Annotated in this window: 17 protein-coding genes; 10 read left to right on the forward strand and 7 right to left on the reverse strand. The window is 61.7% G+C overall.

Features of this window, described 5'->3' with window-relative positions:
* Positions 1 to 8: 8 nt before the first annotated feature.
* Complete coding sequence (gene ltnD, locus ACIROW_RS15520) at positions 9 to 902, reverse strand: L-threonate dehydrogenase (protein WP_402277153.1); 894 nt, start codon at positions 900 to 902, stop codon at positions 9 to 11.
* Between the two features lie 107 nt (positions 903 to 1,009).
* Complete coding sequence (locus tag ACIROW_RS15525) at positions 1,010 to 1,705, reverse strand: FadR/GntR family transcriptional regulator (RefSeq protein ID WP_402277154.1); 696 nt, start codon at positions 1,703 to 1,705, stop codon at positions 1,010 to 1,012.
* Positions 1,706 to 2,000: 295 nt separating this feature from the next.
* On the opposite strand from ACIROW_RS15525, the gene ACIROW_RS15530 reads away from it, so the two are divergent.
* From ACIROW_RS15530 to ACIROW_RS15555, 6 genes are all read left to right on the forward strand, one after another.
* Positions 2,001 to 2,996 carry a 5'-nucleotidase gene (locus tag ACIROW_RS15530; protein WP_233526637.1) on the forward strand — a complete coding sequence of 332 codons (996 nt, stop codon included), beginning with the start codon at positions 2,001 to 2,003 and terminating at the stop codon, positions 2,994 to 2,996.
* Between the two features lie 295 nt (positions 2,997 to 3,291).
* Entirely contained in the window at positions 3,292 to 4,098 is an 807-nt protein-coding gene (locus tag ACIROW_RS15535; RefSeq protein WP_402277155.1) for a GntR family transcriptional regulator, read from the forward strand.
* The gene (locus ACIROW_RS15540) at positions 4,098 to 4,880 is read left to right on the forward strand and encodes a transporter substrate-binding domain-containing protein (protein WP_402277156.1); all 783 of its coding nucleotides are present in this window, start codon (positions 4,098 to 4,100) and stop codon (positions 4,878 to 4,880) included. Before ACIROW_RS15535 ends, ACIROW_RS15540 begins: the two co-directional genes overlap by 1 nt.
* A gap of 89 nt (positions 4,881 to 4,969) precedes the next feature.
* Positions 4,970 to 5,641, forward strand: coding sequence for an amino acid ABC transporter permease (locus ACIROW_RS15545; protein WP_402277157.1), 672 nt, complete (start codon positions 4,970 to 4,972; stop codon positions 5,639 to 5,641).
* A complete protein-coding gene (locus ACIROW_RS15550) occupies positions 5,638 to 6,294 on the forward strand; it encodes an amino acid ABC transporter permease (RefSeq protein ID WP_402277158.1) in 657 nt (218 codons plus the stop codon). Before ACIROW_RS15545 ends, ACIROW_RS15550 begins: the two co-directional genes overlap by 4 nt.
* Positions 6,275 to 7,003 (forward strand): amino acid ABC transporter ATP-binding protein, encoded by a 729-nt coding sequence (locus ACIROW_RS15555; RefSeq protein ID WP_402277160.1) that lies wholly within the window; start codon positions 6,275 to 6,277, stop codon positions 7,001 to 7,003. Before ACIROW_RS15550 ends, ACIROW_RS15555 begins: the two co-directional genes overlap by 20 nt.
* Positions 7,004 to 7,083: 80 nt before the next feature.
* Here the strand turns inward: ACIROW_RS15555 and ACIROW_RS15560 are convergent, their stop codons facing one another.
* From ACIROW_RS15560 to ACIROW_RS15570, 3 genes are all read right to left on the reverse strand, one after another.
* A complete protein-coding gene (locus tag ACIROW_RS15560; protein ID WP_402277162.1) occupies positions 7,084 to 8,094 on the reverse strand; it encodes an alpha/beta hydrolase family protein in 1,011 nt (336 codons plus the stop codon).
* Between the two features lie 5 nt (positions 8,095 to 8,099).
* Entirely contained in the window at positions 8,100 to 8,960 is an 861-nt protein-coding gene (locus ACIROW_RS15565; RefSeq protein WP_402277164.1) for a GyrI-like domain-containing protein, read from the reverse strand.
* A gap of 130 nt (positions 8,961 to 9,090) precedes the next feature.
* Positions 9,091 to 9,636, reverse strand: coding sequence for a hypothetical protein (locus ACIROW_RS15570; RefSeq protein ID WP_402277166.1), 546 nt, complete (start codon positions 9,634 to 9,636; stop codon positions 9,091 to 9,093).
* A 271-nt stretch (positions 9,637 to 9,907) separates the two neighbouring features.
* On the opposite strand from ACIROW_RS15570, the gene ACIROW_RS15575 reads away from it, so the two are divergent.
* Positions 9,908 to 10,960 carry an adenosine deaminase gene (locus tag ACIROW_RS15575; protein ID WP_402277168.1) on the forward strand — a complete coding sequence of 351 codons (1,053 nt, stop codon included), beginning with the start codon at positions 9,908 to 9,910 and terminating at the stop codon, positions 10,958 to 10,960.
* Positions 10,961 to 11,028: 68 nt separating this feature from the next.
* On the opposite strand, the gene ACIROW_RS15580 is transcribed toward ACIROW_RS15575, so the two are convergent.
* Positions 11,029 to 12,285: a M20/M25/M40 family metallo-hydrolase gene (locus tag ACIROW_RS15580; protein WP_402277170.1), complete on the reverse strand. Its 1,257-nt coding sequence runs from the start codon at positions 12,283 to 12,285 to the stop codon at positions 11,029 to 11,031.
* 220 nt (positions 12,286 to 12,505) lie between these two features.
* Here ACIROW_RS15580 and ACIROW_RS15585 point away from each other — a divergent pair, with 220 nt between their 5' ends.
* The 3 genes from ACIROW_RS15585 to puuE are packed head-to-tail and all read left to right on the forward strand — an operon-like array spanning position 12,506 to position 14,471.
* On the forward strand, positions 12,506 to 12,754 hold the full coding sequence (locus tag ACIROW_RS15585) for a hypothetical protein (RefSeq protein ID WP_402277172.1): 249 nt from the start codon (positions 12,506 to 12,508) through the stop codon (positions 12,752 to 12,754).
* A gap of 17 nt (positions 12,755 to 12,771) precedes the next feature.
* The gene (locus ACIROW_RS15590; RefSeq protein WP_402277174.1) at positions 12,772 to 13,503 is read left to right on the forward strand and encodes a GntR family transcriptional regulator; all 732 of its coding nucleotides are present in this window, start codon (positions 12,772 to 12,774) and stop codon (positions 13,501 to 13,503) included.
* Positions 13,504 to 13,532: 29 nt separating this feature from the next.
* Positions 13,533 to 14,471 (forward strand): allantoinase PuuE, encoded by a 939-nt coding sequence (puuE, locus tag ACIROW_RS15595; RefSeq protein ID WP_402277176.1) that lies wholly within the window; start codon positions 13,533 to 13,535, stop codon positions 14,469 to 14,471.
* Between the two features lie 68 nt (positions 14,472 to 14,539).
* On the opposite strand, the gene ACIROW_RS15600 is transcribed toward puuE, so the two are convergent.
* Positions 14,540 to 15,754: a urate hydroxylase PuuD gene (locus ACIROW_RS15600; protein ID WP_402277177.1), complete on the reverse strand. Its 1,215-nt coding sequence runs from the start codon at positions 15,752 to 15,754 to the stop codon at positions 14,540 to 14,542.
* Positions 15,755 to 15,804 lie beyond the last annotated feature (50 nt).

Raw genomic sequence — 15,804 nt, forward strand, 5'->3', positions numbered from 1 at the left:
TTGCTGGATTACTGTTTCGACGGCGGCAGGTCGATGCCAGGGAAAATCTTGATCACGGCGGAATCGTCTTCACCACCATGGCCGGCGGTGGACGCCATCATGAACATCTGATGCGCGGCGGCCGACAGCGGCAGCGGGAATTTGCTGCGGCGTGCGGTATCGAGCACCAGGCCCAGGTCCTTGACGAAGATATCGACTGCCGACAACGGCGTGTAGTCGCCCTTGAGGATGTGCGGCACGCGGTTTTCAAACATCCACGAATTGCCGGCACTGTGCGTGATCACGTCATACAGCGCATCGGGGTCGACGCCTTCGCGCAGGCCCAGCGCCATGGCTTCGGCGGACGCGGCGATGTGCACGCCGGCCAGCAGCTGATTGATGATCTTGACCTTGGAGCCGATGCCGTGCGCATCGCCGAGGCGATATACCTTGCCGGCCATGCCTTTCAACACGTCTTCGATCTTGGCGTAGACGTCGGCGGGGCCGGAAGTCATCATCGTCATCTCGCCGGATGCGGCGCGTGCGGCGCCACCGGACACCGGCGCATCCAGCAGCAGCAGATTTTTTTCAGCGAGGCGCTGGCCCAGCGTGACGGCGAAATCCGGCGCCACGGTAGCGCTCGAGATCACCACGCTGCCCGGCTTCAAGGTCGCGGCGGCGCCGTTCTCGCCGAACAGCACGGTTTCAGTTTGCGCGGCGTTCACCACCAGCGTGATGATCACGTCGACGGCCTTGCCCATCTCCGCCGGCGAAGCGCAGGCGACACCGCCGTCGGCGGCGAACTTGTCGAGCACTTCCTTGCGTACGTCGCAGGCATGCACGTTGAAGCCAGCGCGCAGCAAAGAGCGGGCGACGCCCAGGCCCATGGCCCCCAAACCGATCACACCTACATTTTTTGACATTGTCGACTCCGATAAATTTGGCGGCGCTGGCTGGGGACCGGATGGCCTCTCGTCTGGCTGCGCCTGGTTGGGAATAAGTGAATCGTTGAAATCTTCAGGCCTGACTTTCAAGCTTGACCCAGGCGCCTTGCCGCGTTGAACATATGGGTCTGCGCCGCCGCGCGCGCCGCCATTTCGTCGCCGGCGCGAATCGCCGCGACGATGGCTTCGTGCTCTTCGCGCACCTGCCGCGAAAAATCGTCGCGCCGTGCTTCGTTGCCGCGCGTGACGGCGGTAGCCGCTTCGAGATACTGGCTGAGGAATTCCAGCGTCTTGATGAAATACGGGTTGCGCGTGGCGCTCGCCAGCGCGCGATGGAAGGCGACGTCGGCGGCGACGCCGTCGCTGCCTGCACGCACATCTTCGCCGATGCGCGCCAGCGCGTTATCAATGGCCACCATGTCGGCGTCGGTGCGGCGCTTGGCGGCCTGCGCGGCGACTTCGGCTTCGATGGCGCGACGCAATTCGACGATCTGCAAGACCGCCTCGGGCGAACTGACCTCGGTGTAATCGATGCGCAGCGGCTTGATGCCGGCCTGCTCGGTGACGAACACGCCGCTGCCCTGGCGCGGCTCGACCAGGCCTTCGTGCTTGAGCCGGGAAATCGCCTCGCGCACCACCGTGCGGCTGACGCCGAACTCCTGCGCCAGCACCGCTTCGGTCGGCAGCTTGCCGCCGCGCGGAAAGGCGCCGAGGTCGATTTTTTCCAGCAATTGCCGCGCTACCGTGTCGCTGAGCGCCTGCACCGGGATCTTCTGAAACATGCTTGTCTCTGGGTCTTTTAAGTAAGTTATACGGTCATCATACAAATTTATGTAGCGCCATGCAATCCGTGACCACAAAATACTTTTCAGCAATATTTAACAAAGAAGCAAGCAACATGCGCGACGTTGGTTGATGAAAGGAGCAAATATCCAGGAAAAGCCGGCCCTGCAGATCCCATGCCGATGTTGCATGCAGCCAAATCGCGACAAAACTAGGGGGCAAATGCCATCTGTGGCACACTGCGCAGATCTGTTTTGCGGCGCAACCGCACATCAATCGCTTATATATAAAGACATGGCTTACGATCTTTCCGGCATGCTGGTCATCGGCATTTCCTCGCGCGCGCTGTTCGACCTCGAACACGAAAACGCCATCTACGACACCGAGGGCGTGGACGCCTATAGCGACTACCAGCGCCAGCATGAAAACGACCCGCTTGAGCCGGGCACGGCCTTCCCGCTGGTCAAGGCCCTGCTCCGCCTCAATACGCTGATCCCCGACCGCCGCCTGGTGGAAGTGGTGGTGATCTCGCGCAACTCGCCCGACACCGGCCTGCGCGCCTTCAACGCCATCGAGGCGCACAAGCTCGACATCAGCCGCGCGGCTTTCACCGGCGGCGAACCGATCGTGCATTACCTCGACGCATTCAAGATCGACCTGTTCCTGTCGCGCGACAAGAGCGACGTACAGGCCGCCATCGACGGCGGCGTCGCCGCAGCGCAGTTGTATACCGCGCCAACCAATTACGTCGCCCCGGAAAACCAGATCCGCATCGCCTTCGACGGCGACGCCGTGCTGTTTTCGCGCGAATCGGAACAGATCTATGCCGAAAAAGGCCTGGAAGCCTTCGTGCGCCACGAGCAGCGCCACCGCAACAAGGCCATGAAGGAAGGCCCGCTGGCCAAGCTGCTGTTCGCCCTGGCTGAAATCCAGAAGCAATTCACGCCTGAGACCTGCCCGGTGCGCATCGCCATCGTCACCGCGCGCAACAGTCCGGCGCACAAGCGCGTCATCCACACGCTGCGCACCTGGAACGTCACCGTCGACGAGGCCTTCTTCCTTGGCGGCCTGCCCAAGGCGGACGTGCTGCACGCCTTCGGCGCGCACATGTTCTTCGACGACCAGGAAGGCCATGTGGAACTGGCTTCCGCCGTGGTGCCGTCGGGCCGCGTGCCGTATGAAGGCGGCGCGCTTGGCGTGCGCAATGCGCGCAAGAGCGCCAAGCCGATCTTGCTGACGCCGCCGGCAGCGGCCGACAGCGATGCCTCGCTGGAAACATCGAAGAACTGAAGCGCCCTCTCGCCTGCAGGACATCAGGCCGCCGGATCGTACCGGCGGCCTTTTTTTGCGCCGCAGCGGTGAGCCGCGGTGATCTGATATACAAGGTCTCGCAAAAAACGCACCAAGGCAGGGATAGCAACGCGCCAAATTCAATCACCGCCCTGCCCCGCAGCCGCCCCTCTCCATCACGAAATATCACGTCAGCAAAGACTTTGCCGCCGCTTTCCCTCTGCCGCCCAAGGTGTTATTTCTGTACGTCAATCTGATATACAAGATTGGCATGCATATTGCTCAGATAGCGGATATGAGCACCGACGCCATCAAATCCTCGATCCAGATCGCCAACCGCATCATGGAAGCGATCCTCGCCAAGCAGCTTGCCCCCGGCACGCGCCTGGGCGAGCAGCAACTGTCCGAATTGTTCGGCGTCAGCCGCACGCTGGTGCGCGAAGCGCTGACGCGCCTGGTCACGCGCGGCATCGTCACCGTCAGCGCCCGGCGCGGCTGGTTCGTCATCGAACCGTCGCCGAGCGATGCGCGTGAAGCCTTCGAGGCGCGCCGCGTGATTGAACTCGGCCTGCTGCGCCACGCACGACCGATTACCAAAAGCGCCATCGAGCAACTGCGCGATCACATCAACCGCGAACAAGCGGCCATCGAAGGCGACGACGTCGGCGCGCGCGCCTACCTGCTCGGCGACTTCCATGTGGCCCTGTGCGAATGCCTGGGCAATACGCTGCTGTCGGACACGCTGCGCGACCTCACCGCGCGCACCACGCTGACTGCGATGCTGCATCAGTCGTCCGAACAAGCCGAAGACTCCTGCGCCGAACACGTCCACATCGTCGCGGCGCTGGAACGCGGCGACCTGGCCGCAGCCGAGCAACTGATGCACGACCATTTGCAACACGTCGAAGCCGGCCTCAACAAGGCCGAAGTCAACGATCCGCTGGCGCCCCTGCGCCAGGCGCTGGCGCCGGTTTCAGCAGTATCGGCGGTCGGCAATGCTTTTGCAGCACCCGCGAAGCGCAAGAAGACGGCTTCGCGCTCCGTCAAAAAACAGGCTGCTTCAGCCATTTCCCTCACTTCATCTCAACTTGGAGAATCATGATGAAACTCTCGAAACTGTTGCTTGGCCTGATGGCTGGCGCGCTGCTGATTTCCACTTCGGTCGCCCGCGCCGATGCGCTTGACGACATCCAGAAGGCCGGCGTGCTGCGCGTGGCCGTGCCGCAGGATTTCCCGCCGTTCGGCTCGGTCACTTCCGACCTGAAACCGCAAGGCCTGGACATCGACGTCGCCTCGCTGATCGCCAAGAAGCTCGGCGTGAAAGTCGAACTGATCCCGGTCACCAGCGCCAACCGCGTGCCTTACCTGCAAACCAAGAAGGTCGACCTGGTCATCTCCAGCATGGGCAAGAACGCCGAGCGTGAAAAAGTGATCGACTTCACCGCCGCCTACGCACCGTTCTTCAACGGCGTGTTCGGTCCGGCCGACCAGAAGGTCAGCGGCCCTGCCGACCTGGCGGGCAAGACCATCGGCGTCACGCGCGGTTCGGTCGAAGACCTGGAACTGTCCAAGATCGTGCCGGCCAGCGCCACCGTGAAGCGCTATGAAGACAACAACGGCACCATCAGCTCGTTCCTGTCGAACCAGGTGCAACTGGTCGCGACCGGCAACGTGATCGCCGCCGCCATCATCGCCAAGAACCCGCCGAAGAAGCCCGAAACCAAGTTCCTGATCAAGGATTCGCCATGCTTCATCGGTTTGAACAAGGACGAGAAGAAACTGCAGGACAAGGTCAATGCCATCCTCGCCGAAATCAAGAAGGACGGCGAACTGAGCGCACTGACAGTCAAGTGGCTGGGCCTGCCGCTGCCGGCAAACCTGTAATACCTGCAAGCCGGATCCCGCACAACGGGGTCCGGCGCTGCTGCAAGCTGAAGTGATTCACACCACCCATACTCGGAAAATGCATCCACATGGCCTATCACTTTGATTTCCTCGCGGCGTTCGATTACACCGACGTGCTGGTCAAGGGCGTGCTGACCACGGTCGAACTGATCGCGGTCGGCGGCGTCATCGGCATCGCCGTCGGCATCTTCGGCGCCTGGGCGCGCACGCAGGGACCGCGCTGGCTCAAGCCCATCGTCAGCGGCTACGTCGAGCTGATCCGCAATACGCCCTTCCTGGTGCAGCTGTTCTTCATCTTCTTCGGCCTGCCCAGCCTTGGCATACAGATCAGCGAAATGCAGGCGGCCATCCTGACCATGGTCATCAACCTCGGCGCCTACAGCACGGAAATCATCCGCGCCGGCGTCAATGCGATTGCGCGCGGCCAGATGGAAGCGGCGCTGAGCCTGTCGATGTCGCGCGTGCAGGCGTTCCGCCACATCATCCTGCGTCCGGCCCTGCAAAAAATCTGGCCGGCGCTGTCGAGCCAGATCGTGATCGTCATGCTGGGTTCGGCGGTGTGTTCGCAGATCGCCGTGGAAGAGCTGTCGTTCGCCGCCAACTTCATCCAGGGCCGCAACTTCCGCGCCTTCGAAGCCTACCTGCTGGCCACCGCCATCTACCTCGTGATGGCGATCCTGCTGCGGCAACTGCTGCGCCTGATCGGCGACAAGTTCATCTTTGCGCGGAGGGCTTCATGATCTCCTTTTCCTTGTGGGACATCGTCCGCAACCTGCTGCTGGCGGGGCGCTGGACCGTGCTGCTGTCGCTGGCGACCTTCGTGCTGGGCAGCGTGGTCGGCATGATCATCCTGTTCGCGCGCATCTCCAAACGCCCTGCCCTGCAACGCGCCGCCAAGCTGTACATCGAAGTGTTCCAGGGCACGCCGCTGCTGATGCAATTATTCCTGATCTTCTTCGGGCTCGCGCTGTTCGGGCTGGAAGTGCCGGCCTGGCTGGCGGCGGGACTGGCGCTGACCTTGTGGAGCGCGTCCTTCCTCGCCGAAATCTGGCGCGGCTGTGTCGATGCGATTCCGCGCGGCCAATGGGAAGCCTCCTCGGTGCTGGCCATGGGCCACATGCAGCAGATGCGCCACATCATCCTGCCGCAGGCGCTGCGCATCGCGATTCCGCCCACCGTCGGCTTCGGCGTGCAGGTGATCAAGGGCACTGCGGTGACTTCGATCATCGGCTTCGTCGAACTGTCGAAGGCCGGCACCGTGATCACCAACGCCACCTTCATGCCGTTCACCGTGTTTGCCGTCGTCGGACTTTTTTACTTTGCCCTGTGCTGGCCGCTGTCGAAGTACAGCCAATTCTTGGAAAGGAAATTCAATGCCGCTCATCGCCATTGAGGATGTCAAAAAACGCTACGGCGACAACGAAGTGCTCAAGGGCATTCGCCTGTCCGTCGACGCCGGGGAAGTGATCGCCATCATCGGCAAGAGCGGTTCCGGCAAGAGCACCCTGCTGCGCTGTATCAACGGCCTCGAGACCATTGACGAAGGCTCGATCAGCGTGGCCGGCGCCTATCTCGGCAAAAGCGAACTGGAACTGAAGACGCTGCGCCTGAAGGTTGGCATGATCTTCCAGCAGTTCAACCTGTTCCCGCACCTGAGCGTGGGGCGCAACGTGATGATCTCGCCGATGATCGTCAAGGGCACCTCGGAAGCCGAAGCGCGCGAGCTGGCCAAGAAGAATTTGGAGCGCGTCGGCCTGGGCATGAAGTTCGATGCCTTCCCCGACCAGCTTTCCGGCGGCCAGCAACAGCGCGTGGCGATCGCCCGCGCGCTGAGCATGCAGCCGCAAGCCCTGCTGTGCGATGAAATCACCTCGGCGCTTGATCCCGAACTGGTCAATGAAGTGCTGGCCGTGGTGCGCAGCCTGGCCGACGACGGCATGACCCTGCTCATGGTCACGCACGAAATGCGCTTTGCGCGCGAAGTGTGTGACCGCGTGGTGTTCATGCACCAGGGCAAGGTCCACGAGATCGGACCACCGGAAGAGTTGTTCGCCAATCCGAAGACACCAGAGTTACAGCAGTTCCTTGGCATGACGCACTAATAATCTAGATAACAACAACGGCAACACCTGTTCTTTTCTGCACCTCCCCTGCCCGTCATCGCGACGTTCAGGGGTTTTTTTTATCCGCCGGCGTTCAGTGTCCGGCGAAAGAATTCCACCACCGCTTGATTCATGCTTGCATGAAACGCGCGACGGTCGAAACCCGGGGCGCTGCTGCAGATTTCCGGCACGCGTGCGGCCAGCGCTTCGTTGCAAGGCGCCAAAAAGTCGAAATGCCCGGCGTTGGGAACGACGTGATATTCCGGCGGCTTGGGCAGGGCCAGTCGCACTGCTTCCGCATACGATGGATGCGGCAGGATGACGTCGTCTTCGGCGCGCCACAGCTGTACCGGCATCGTGACGTCGTGCAGCCCGCCAGGCGAGAATGTGAAGCCGATGGCCGGCGCGGCAACCACGACGGCCTTGATGCGCCCGTCCTTTGCGCCGTCTCTGGCCGGCGGGGCTGCAGCTGCCGTACTGAGCACGTCACGATTGCGTGCGATCAGCTGACAGGCGAAGTCCGTCTTGTGCGTCTCGCAAAACGGTGCGATCTTCGCCATGTCGGGCCGGCCGCCGATGCTGACCAGCGTCGTGAATCCTCCCGCAGAAAAACCGAACATGCCGATCTTCTGCGCATCGATGCGCTCGTGTCCACTCCAGCCCGACAGCATGTAGTCAATCACGCGGCTGATATGCCGCGGACGTTCGAGGATGAACAGGCTGCGGCTCTGGTCGGCATAGTTGTCTCCCGTATGCGTGACGGCGGCCACCACGAAGCCGGCTTCGGCCAGTGCAATGGCGGTGTCGTAATGCCCAAGATAGGAACCGCCCGTGCCATGGGAAATGACGATCAGCGGCAGCGTCTCGCCGTCGACCGGCGCATCGGCGGCCACAGTCTGCGAGACGGTTCTAGTCCGCAGCACAACGGGCGTCGCGGTGCTCGGATACCAGATTCCGACTTCCAGCGGCGCACCCTCGGGATCCGGCGCCGTGACATGCTGAAAGCCGACCGCGCCGACGTCCGCAACGAGACAAAACAACACTCCCGTCGCGGAAATCAGCACGGCGCGCAACAGCGATATTGTTTTCATGGAGGTCAGTCGGCAAAAGGGTCGATGGGACGTACGGGAATCAGCAAGTCGGTATGCAGTTGCTCCGGCGCAGTGTCGCGCGGGCTGTTGCGATAGACCTCCAGCAATGGACGATCATCCGGCTCGTAGCCGCTGTACGGCAGCCACAGCGAATACAGTGCAGAAATGGTGGCGTTGATCTGGGTGTAGGGACCAATCAGCGCATGCGAGGCATAACAACCGGCCGGGATGTCGATCAGCTCGACGTCCGTAGAAATAAGCGGCTCTTCGATCAGCTCCGCCGCCGCAAAATAGGAAAAATCATCGCCCGCGTCGGGATCGCCATGAGCGATGCCGAGCCACTGCCTGAACGGGCGCGGGCCGACCAGTTGGTGCAGATGGCGATGCGTATGCGGGATGGTGCCGAGCGGTCCGTGATGCCTGAGCGCCTGGACCCGCATGGCGCCCTGCTCGATCAGTTGCACCTGCGGGCCGGCCGATACCGAGCGCTCGCCGGCGGCGCGTTCCTTGTCGGCGATGACATGGATTTTTTTCTGGAATTCGCGCGGCGACAAGCCGGCATACTGGCGAAACGCGCGCGTGAATGCCTGCGGGCTTTCGTACCCGGCTTCCAGGCCGATGTCGGTCACGCTGCGCCGGATCTCCGCCAGCAGCGTGGCGGCATGCGCCAGCCGCACGCGGCGCACGGTGTCCGCCACGGTCTCGCCGATCAGGCTGCGGTACAGGCGATGGAAGTGAAACGGCGAAAAATGCGCCAGCGCCGCCAGCTTTTCAAGGCGATGCGGAGCGATCGGGTCGGCCGCAATTGCCGCCACCACGCGCGCCATGCGACTCCGATAGTTTTTCTCTGAGCGATCAGGTTTCATGGCGCCAGTTTAACTGGCCCGGCGGCGGCAAACTTAGCCGTTTTTGCTGAACGGAGCTCAAAAAAAAGCCTGAGCGACGAACTCAGGCTTTTCATTCAGGTTTTTTCTTTGGTGCAGTGCGAGGAATAATTCAGCGCGCGATCTGGCAGACTTTTGAACCGTTCTCGATGAATTCCACCGGACCGGTGGTGTAGCGCTCCTTGGGGATTTCCACCAGGAGAAAATCCTTGACCTTGTAGGTGGCGCCGGACAGCGGCTTGACGAAACGATATTCCAGCTTCAGCACGCCGTCCTTCATCGTGACCTTGTCGGCGCTGAAAATCTGGCTGCGCTCGGCGGCGTCGGGCGCCTGGATCACGCGCGTGGCGAGCAACAGCTGGCGCGTCTCGAAGTATTCTTCCGAAGGGGTCAATGCGCGTTGCGCGCGCATCGTCGCCGCCGGCTGGAACCAGTAATTCCAATCGGCCTGGGAGCGGATCAGCGCGCACAGCACCGGCTGCGCCTTGTCGTCCCAGGTTTTGACAAAACTTTGGTAGGCGCTGCTCGGAATAGTCGAGAACGGCACCAGGCTGGTGTCTTCCTTCTTCTTCCAAAAAAACAGCGAACAGCCGCTCAGCGCCACGCTTGCTCCCGCCAGCATGCTGCATGTCATTGTCGTCGCAATAATCTTCTTCATACCTGATCCGACCGCTCCTGTTTTGCTTATGCAATTTCTTTTTGGTCCGCCTGACGGCCCAGCATTAAAACATGCATTGCCGGGGATACGCCGCATTTCACGGAAACTTTACATTTTTCCTGTGCCCTTCTGCGATGGGACGCTGCCTCTTAGTCAACGTCCACACGATTTAGTTTTCCCAACGGCCGGGAATTTATGAATGTTTTTCCGAGGTCCGGCGGTGCTTTCTGAGAAAATACGCCCTTGTTCCAGTTCGTCACCAAAGGCCGCCATGACTACTTCCGCCACCCTCCCCCTGCCCGCAGCAATGCGCTCCTTCGTCGAAGCCCTGCCCAAGACCGAGCTGCACCTGCACATCGAAGGCACGCTGGAGCCTGAATTGCTGTTCTCCCTGGCGCAGCGCAACAAAGTGGCGCTGCCCTATGCGTCGGTCGATGCCCTGCGCGCGGCCTACGACTTCACCGACCTGCAATCCTTCCTCGATCTCTACTATGCCGGCGCCAACGTGCTGCAGACCGAGCAGGACTTCCACGACATGACCGCCGCCTACATCGCGCGCGCTCGCGCCGACAACGTGCGCCATGCCGAGATCTTCTTCGATCCGCAGACCCATACCGAGCGCGGCATCGGCATCGACGTGGTGTTCGCCGGCATCGCCCGCGCGCTGCGCGCGGCGCGCGATGAACATGGCTTCTCCAGCGCCATGATCATGTCCTTCCTGCGTCATCTCTCCGAAGAGGACGCCTTCGCCACGCTGGAGGCGGCGCTGCCGCTGCGCGAGCAATACCGCGACCTGTGGAACGGCATCGGCCTGGACTCATCGGAACGCGGCAACCCGCCGGAAAAATTCGCCAAGGTGTTCGCGCGCTGCAAGGAGCTCGGCTTCCACCTGGTCGCCCATGCCGGCGAAGAAGGCCCGCCGGCCTACATCATCGGTGCGCTCGACGTGCTCAAGGTGGAACGCATCGACCACGGCGTACGCAGCGAAGAAGACCCGGCGCTGATGGAGCGCCTGGCGCGCGAGAAGATGCCGCTGACGGTATGCCCGCTGTCCAACCTCAAGCTGTGCGTGGTTGACGACATGGCCAAGCACAATCTGGCGCGACTGCTGCGCGCAGGCCTGGCGGTGACGATCAATTCCGATGATCCGGCTTATTTCGGCGGTTACATGAACGATAACTACCTGGCCGTCGTGTCGGCGCTGGATCTCTCGCGCGCCGAGATCGTGCAGCTGGCGCGCAACGGCATCGATGCCAGCTTCCTGCCGGCTGCCGACAAAGGCCGTCTGACTGCCGAGCTCGATCAGTACGCCGCAGCGCATTAATTCGAGCACATAAAAACGGCGTCGCGACCATCAGGTCGCGGCGCCGTTTTTCTTTTCAGCGAGGAAAATTACTGCAGCAGCTCCGCCAGCGCCAGCGTGACCACCTTGGTGGCCTTGAACAAGTCGTCGAGGCGCAGGTTTTCGTCCGAATTGTGGCCGCGCGCCTCCATCAGCGTACGCGGACCGGCGCCGTACAAAATCGTCGGAATACCTTGCTTGGTATAGTGACGCGCGTCGGTGTAGAGCGGCACGCCATGGGCCTTGACCGGCTCGCCCAGGATGGCTTCGGCATGGCGGCTGAAGGCGCCGATCAGCTTTTCCACACCCGGCAATTCGGCCAACGGCTCGGCCAGCAGGATGCGTTGCACGCTAACCTGGATGCCGGGATAACGCGCTGCTGCGGCGTCGATCACGCGACGCAGATCGCCTTCGGCGTCGAATCCGGCTTCTTCCGGAATCATGCGGCGGTCGAGCCGGAAACTCGCCAGGTCCGGCACCACGTTGGTGTTGATGCCGCCCTTGATCAGGCCGACGTTGAGCGTGGCGTGGTCGATGCCGCTGACGGCGGATTTCTTCTTCGCCAGTTCGGCGCGGTAAGCGTACAACGCCTGCAAGATGCCGGTCGCCGCTTCAATGGCATCGATGCCGGTGTGCGGCATGGCGGCGTGCGCCTGCTTGCCCTTGACCGTCACCTCCAGATGCAGGCAGCCGTTGTGGGCGGAGGTGATGCCATAGGCGAAGCCGGCCGAGACGGCGTAGTCGGGCTTGCTCAGGCCTTGCTCGAGGATCCATTTGGGACCGATGTCGCCGCCGGCTTCTTCGTCATAGGTGAATTGCAGTTCGATGGCGCCGTTGAGGACGGCGCCTTGTTTCTCTGCCGCGATCAAGGCCAGCAACGCCCAGGTGTAGGTGGCGAAATCGGACTTCGACACGGCTACGCCGCGACCGTACATGACGGGACCGTGTTCGGCATCCTGGACGATCTCGCCGCCGTAGGGATCCTTGCTCCAGCCGAGGCCGGGCGGCACCACGTCGCCGTGAGCGTTGAGCGCGATGGTCGGACCGCCGCTGCCGAAGCGCTTGCGCACGATCAGGTTGACGGCCGAGATCATGCCGTTGGCCTTGACCAGATCATCCGGCACCGCGTGCACTTCCACATCGAAACCCAGTTGCTCCAGCAGGGCTTGGGCGCATGCGCCATGCGCGGCGCAATCGCCGGACGGATTGTCGGACGGCACCCGAACCAGTTCCTGCAGGAAACGTGTTTGCGCGGCGTGTTCCGCATCAAGGAAGGTAACTACGGATTGTTGCAATGAAGACGGCATGAGATGACCTGTAAAAGAAAACTGAGGAGAACTGGAGACTGCTGTAAAAACTGCATACGTGATTGTAGAAGACTTGCCGCGCGGGTGTTCGGCCCTTGCTTGTTCCTTGCTTACTTCTTGTTTATTCCCTGGCCATCGCCCGCATCCGACAAAAACGCGCAGCAAGTACGCTTCTTGCATAAGAAGGAAAGTCGTTGTCAAAATGCATGGGCAATATCCAATGAAAAATACACAAATGATTGTCGACAATCTCCATCACACCGTTGCTGCGGCAATGGCGCCCGCAATGTGCTGCGGAACAATAAATGCAGAGCGATTCCTGTGGTGCACGCCGCGCGCCGCCGCGTCGCTTTTGGTGCGCAATTTCACCAAATTGTTGCAGATTATTTTTTCCATTGTCGACAATGCCGACCGCCGGTATGACTCCTGCATGATCGCAAACAAGCTTTCGCTTCCGTCCAACCCTTGATGCCGTCTATTCCCGCCATGACCAAACCAAGCAAGACATCCCGCTCGCCCCTGGCTTCGCATCCCGCCGTCCGCGATCATTCGCCGGCCGTCGAAGAGCGTCTTTACCAGGACATCTACGACGCCATCATGGAACATCGCCTGCCGCCGCGCACCAAGCTTACTGAGCAGGTCCTGTGCCAGATTTACGATACCGCCCGGCACACCGTGCGCAAGGTGCTGTCGCGCCTGGCCACCGAAGGCATGGTCGATCTCGAAGCCAATCGCGGCGCCTTCATCGCCAGTCCCTCGCACGCCGAGGTCAAGGACATGTTCGAGCTGCGCAACATCATCGAATACGCGGTGCTCGACAAGGTCGGCCGCGAAGCCAGCACGCGCCAGATCGCCGGCCTGCGCAAGATGGTCGAAGAAGAACGCCACTCCTACCTGACCGGCGACCGACCGCGCTGGATCCGTCTTTCGGCGCAGTTTCACCTGGCGCTGGCCGAGCTGACCGGCAACGCGCTGCTGGTCGACACCCTGCGCAAGCTGGTCTCGCGCACCACGCTGATGATCGCCAAGACCGAAGCGCCGGGACACAATGCCTGCTCCTTCGACGAACACGACACCGTACTGGCGGCGCTCGAAAGCGGCGACATCGCGCTGGCGCAGGAACACATGGCACACCATTTGCACTTGTGCGAAGACCGCGTCCGCCCCAGCGACGACGATCACTTCGATTTGCGATCGGTGCTGGGAAAGAGTTCCTGAACACCGTCTTCCACATTTCAAAAGAACACATGCAACACATACGACCAGATGGCAACTATCCACGCGACCTGATCGGCTACGGCCGCCACGTTCCTCACGCCAGCTGGCCTGGCCAAGCCAGGATCGCGGTGCAGTTTGTACTGAATTACGAAGAAGGCGGAGAGAATTCCGTGCTGCACGGCGACCCGGCCTCGGAACAGTTCCTGTCTGAAATCATCGGCGCGGCCGCCTATCCGGCGCGTCATCTGTCGATGGAATCGATTTATGAATACGGCTCGCGGGTCGGCGTCTGGCGCATCCTGCGCGAGTTCGAAAAGCGGCAGCTGCCACTGACGGTATTCGGCATCGCCATGGCGTTGCAGCGACATCCCGAAGTCACCCAGGCCTTCGTCGAGCTGGGCCACGAAATCGCCTGCCACGGCCTGCGCTGGATTCACTATCAGAACATGGATGTCGAGACCGAGCGCGAACACATGCGCGCCGCCGTTGAGATCTTCCGCCAGCTGACCGGGGCTGATCCGCAAGGCTGGTACACCGGTCGCGATTCGCCCAATACTCGCCGGCTGGTGGTCGAGCATGGCGGCTTCGCCTACGACTCCGATTACTACGGCGACGACCTGCCGTTCTGGACGCGGGTGGCGCTGGCCGACGGCAGTCAGCAGCCCCACCTGGTCGTTCCCTACACGCTCGACAGCAATGACATGCGCTTCGCCACGCCGCAGGGTTTCAACACCGGCGAGCAGTTCTTTCAATACCTCAAGGACAGCTTCGACGTGCTGTACGCAGAGGGAGAAGAGGCGCCCAAGATGCTGTCGGTCGGCATGCATTGCCGCCTGCTCGGCCGCCCGGGCCGCTTCGCCGCGCTGCAACACTTCCTCGATTACGTGCAGTCGCATGAGCGCGTATGGATCTGCCGCCGCATCGACATCGCCAACCATTGGCGCGAGCAGCATCCTTACCCCGGCTGAATGCACCGTCGAAAAGAAAAAGGCTGAACGTTGTGTTCAGCCTTTTTGCTTTGGCGCCTGCTATCTGATCATTCGCCCTTGGCGCCTGCTTCAAACCACTTGCCCAACAAGGCCCGCTCGTCATCCGTAATATTGGTCATGTTCCCCAGCGGCATGGCCTTCTGCACCACCGCTTGCTGGTAGATCTGCTGCGCATGCTGCAACACGCCATCCTTGCTGTCGAGCAGGATGCCCTTGCCAGGCACCGGCATCAGCGTCGGCTTGGCCGCATGGCACTGGATGCAGCGCGTTTCGATCACGTGTTGTACTTGCGCGAACGAAACGGCCGGTGCGTTTTGCTGTGAAGGTGGAGGCGCAGGCTGCAGCGCCGACTTCGGCACGATCCACGCGGCCACGCCGGCAAGGATCACCACCGCTGCAGCCGGATACTGCCACTTGATGACGCCCTTGTGCTTGAGCACGAAGAACTGCCGGATCAGCACGCCCGCCAGCATGATCAGCAGCAGCACCAGCCAGTTGTTGCCGGCGCTGTAAGTCATGCTGTAGTGATTCGACAGCATCGCGAAGATCACCGGCAGCGTGAAATAGGTGTTGTGCACGCTGCGCTGCTTGCCGCGCTTGCCGTGGATGGGATCGGGGCTCTGCCCCGCGCGCATCGATGCCACCATCTTGCGCTGGCCGGGAATGATCCAGAACAGCACGTTGGCGCTCATCACGGTGGCCAGCGAGGCGCCGGTCATCAGGAACGCCGCGCGTCCTGAAAACACATGGCACGCCACCCAGACCGCAGCGACGACATAGAGCGTGACCAGCACGCCGACCACGCGGTCGCCGCCCGGTTTGTCGCCGAACAGACGGCAGATGGCGTCATACACCAGCCAGCCCGCAGCCAGGTAGGCCAGCGCGGCAAACACCGCCGTCGTCGCGCTCATGTCGAGCACGTGCTTGTCGACCAGGAAGGTGCCGGCATTGAACAGGTACAGCACCGAGAACAGTGCGAAGCCGGACAGCCAGGTGCTGTACGACTCCCAGAAGAACCAGTGCAGGTTTTGCGGCAGCGTCTTCGGCGCCAGCAGGTATTTCTGCGGATTGTAGAAGCCGCCGCCGTGGACCGCCCACAGCTCGCCGCCGACACCCTTCTCCAGCAGTTCAGGATCGTCCGGCCGGGTCAGGCTGTTGTCGAGCCAGACGAAGTAGAACGAGGAGCCGATCCAGGCGATCGCCGTGATGACGTGCAGCCAGCGCAGCAAGAGATTGAGCCAGTCGAAAATATATGCTTCCATTGCGCCCCGCGTAGTGAGTCGATACCGGAATTGTTTATACCATTACTGCC

It is taken from the genome of Herbaspirillum sp. NPDC101397 (assembly GCF_044767325.1).
GTDB lineage: Bacteria > Pseudomonadota > Gammaproteobacteria > Burkholderiales > Burkholderiaceae_D > Herbaspirillum.

Bases quoted from the DNA above. Each gene is read 5' to 3' on its own strand.
- ltnD (WP_402277153.1), bottom strand. From the start codon at position 902: ATGTCAAAAAATGTAGGTGTGATCGGTTTGGGGGCCATGGGCCTGGGC.
- ACIROW_RS15525 (WP_402277154.1), bottom strand. From the start codon at position 1,705: ATGTTTCAGAAGATCCCGGTGCAGGCGCTCAGCGACACGGTAGCGCGG.
- ACIROW_RS15530 (WP_233526637.1), top strand. From the start codon at position 2,001: ATGGCTTACGATCTTTCCGGCATGCTGGTCATCGGCATTTCCTCGCGC.
- ACIROW_RS15535 (WP_402277155.1), top strand. From the start codon at position 3,292: ATGAGCACCGACGCCATCAAATCCTCGATCCAGATCGCCAACCGCATC.
- ACIROW_RS15540 (WP_402277156.1), top strand. From the start codon at position 4,098: ATGAAACTCTCGAAACTGTTGCTTGGCCTGATGGCTGGCGCGCTGCTG.
- ACIROW_RS15545 (WP_402277157.1), top strand. From the start codon at position 4,970: ATGGCCTATCACTTTGATTTCCTCGCGGCGTTCGATTACACCGACGTG.
- ACIROW_RS15550 (WP_402277158.1), top strand. From the start codon at position 5,638: ATGATCTCCTTTTCCTTGTGGGACATCGTCCGCAACCTGCTGCTGGCG.
- ACIROW_RS15555 (WP_402277160.1), top strand. From the start codon at position 6,275: ATGCCGCTCATCGCCATTGAGGATGTCAAAAAACGCTACGGCGACAAC.
- ACIROW_RS15560 (WP_402277162.1), bottom strand. From the start codon at position 8,094: ATGAAAACAATATCGCTGTTGCGCGCCGTGCTGATTTCCGCGACGGGA.
- ACIROW_RS15565 (WP_402277164.1), bottom strand. From the start codon at position 8,960: ATGAAACCTGATCGCTCAGAGAAAAACTATCGGAGTCGCATGGCGCGC.
- ACIROW_RS15570 (WP_402277166.1), bottom strand. From the start codon at position 9,636: ATGAAGAAGATTATTGCGACGACAATGACATGCAGCATGCTGGCGGGA.
- ACIROW_RS15575 (WP_402277168.1), top strand. From the start codon at position 9,908: ATGACTACTTCCGCCACCCTCCCCCTGCCCGCAGCAATGCGCTCCTTC.
- ACIROW_RS15580 (WP_402277170.1), bottom strand. From the start codon at position 12,285: ATGCCGTCTTCATTGCAACAATCCGTAGTTACCTTCCTTGATGCGGAA.
- ACIROW_RS15585 (WP_402277172.1), top strand. From the start codon at position 12,506: ATGAAAAATACACAAATGATTGTCGACAATCTCCATCACACCGTTGCT.
- ACIROW_RS15590 (WP_402277174.1), top strand. From the start codon at position 12,772: ATGACCAAACCAAGCAAGACATCCCGCTCGCCCCTGGCTTCGCATCCC.
- puuE (WP_402277176.1), top strand. From the start codon at position 13,533: ATGCAACACATACGACCAGATGGCAACTATCCACGCGACCTGATCGGC.
- ACIROW_RS15600 (WP_402277177.1), bottom strand. From the start codon at position 15,754: ATGGAAGCATATATTTTCGACTGGCTCAATCTCTTGCTGCGCTGGCTG.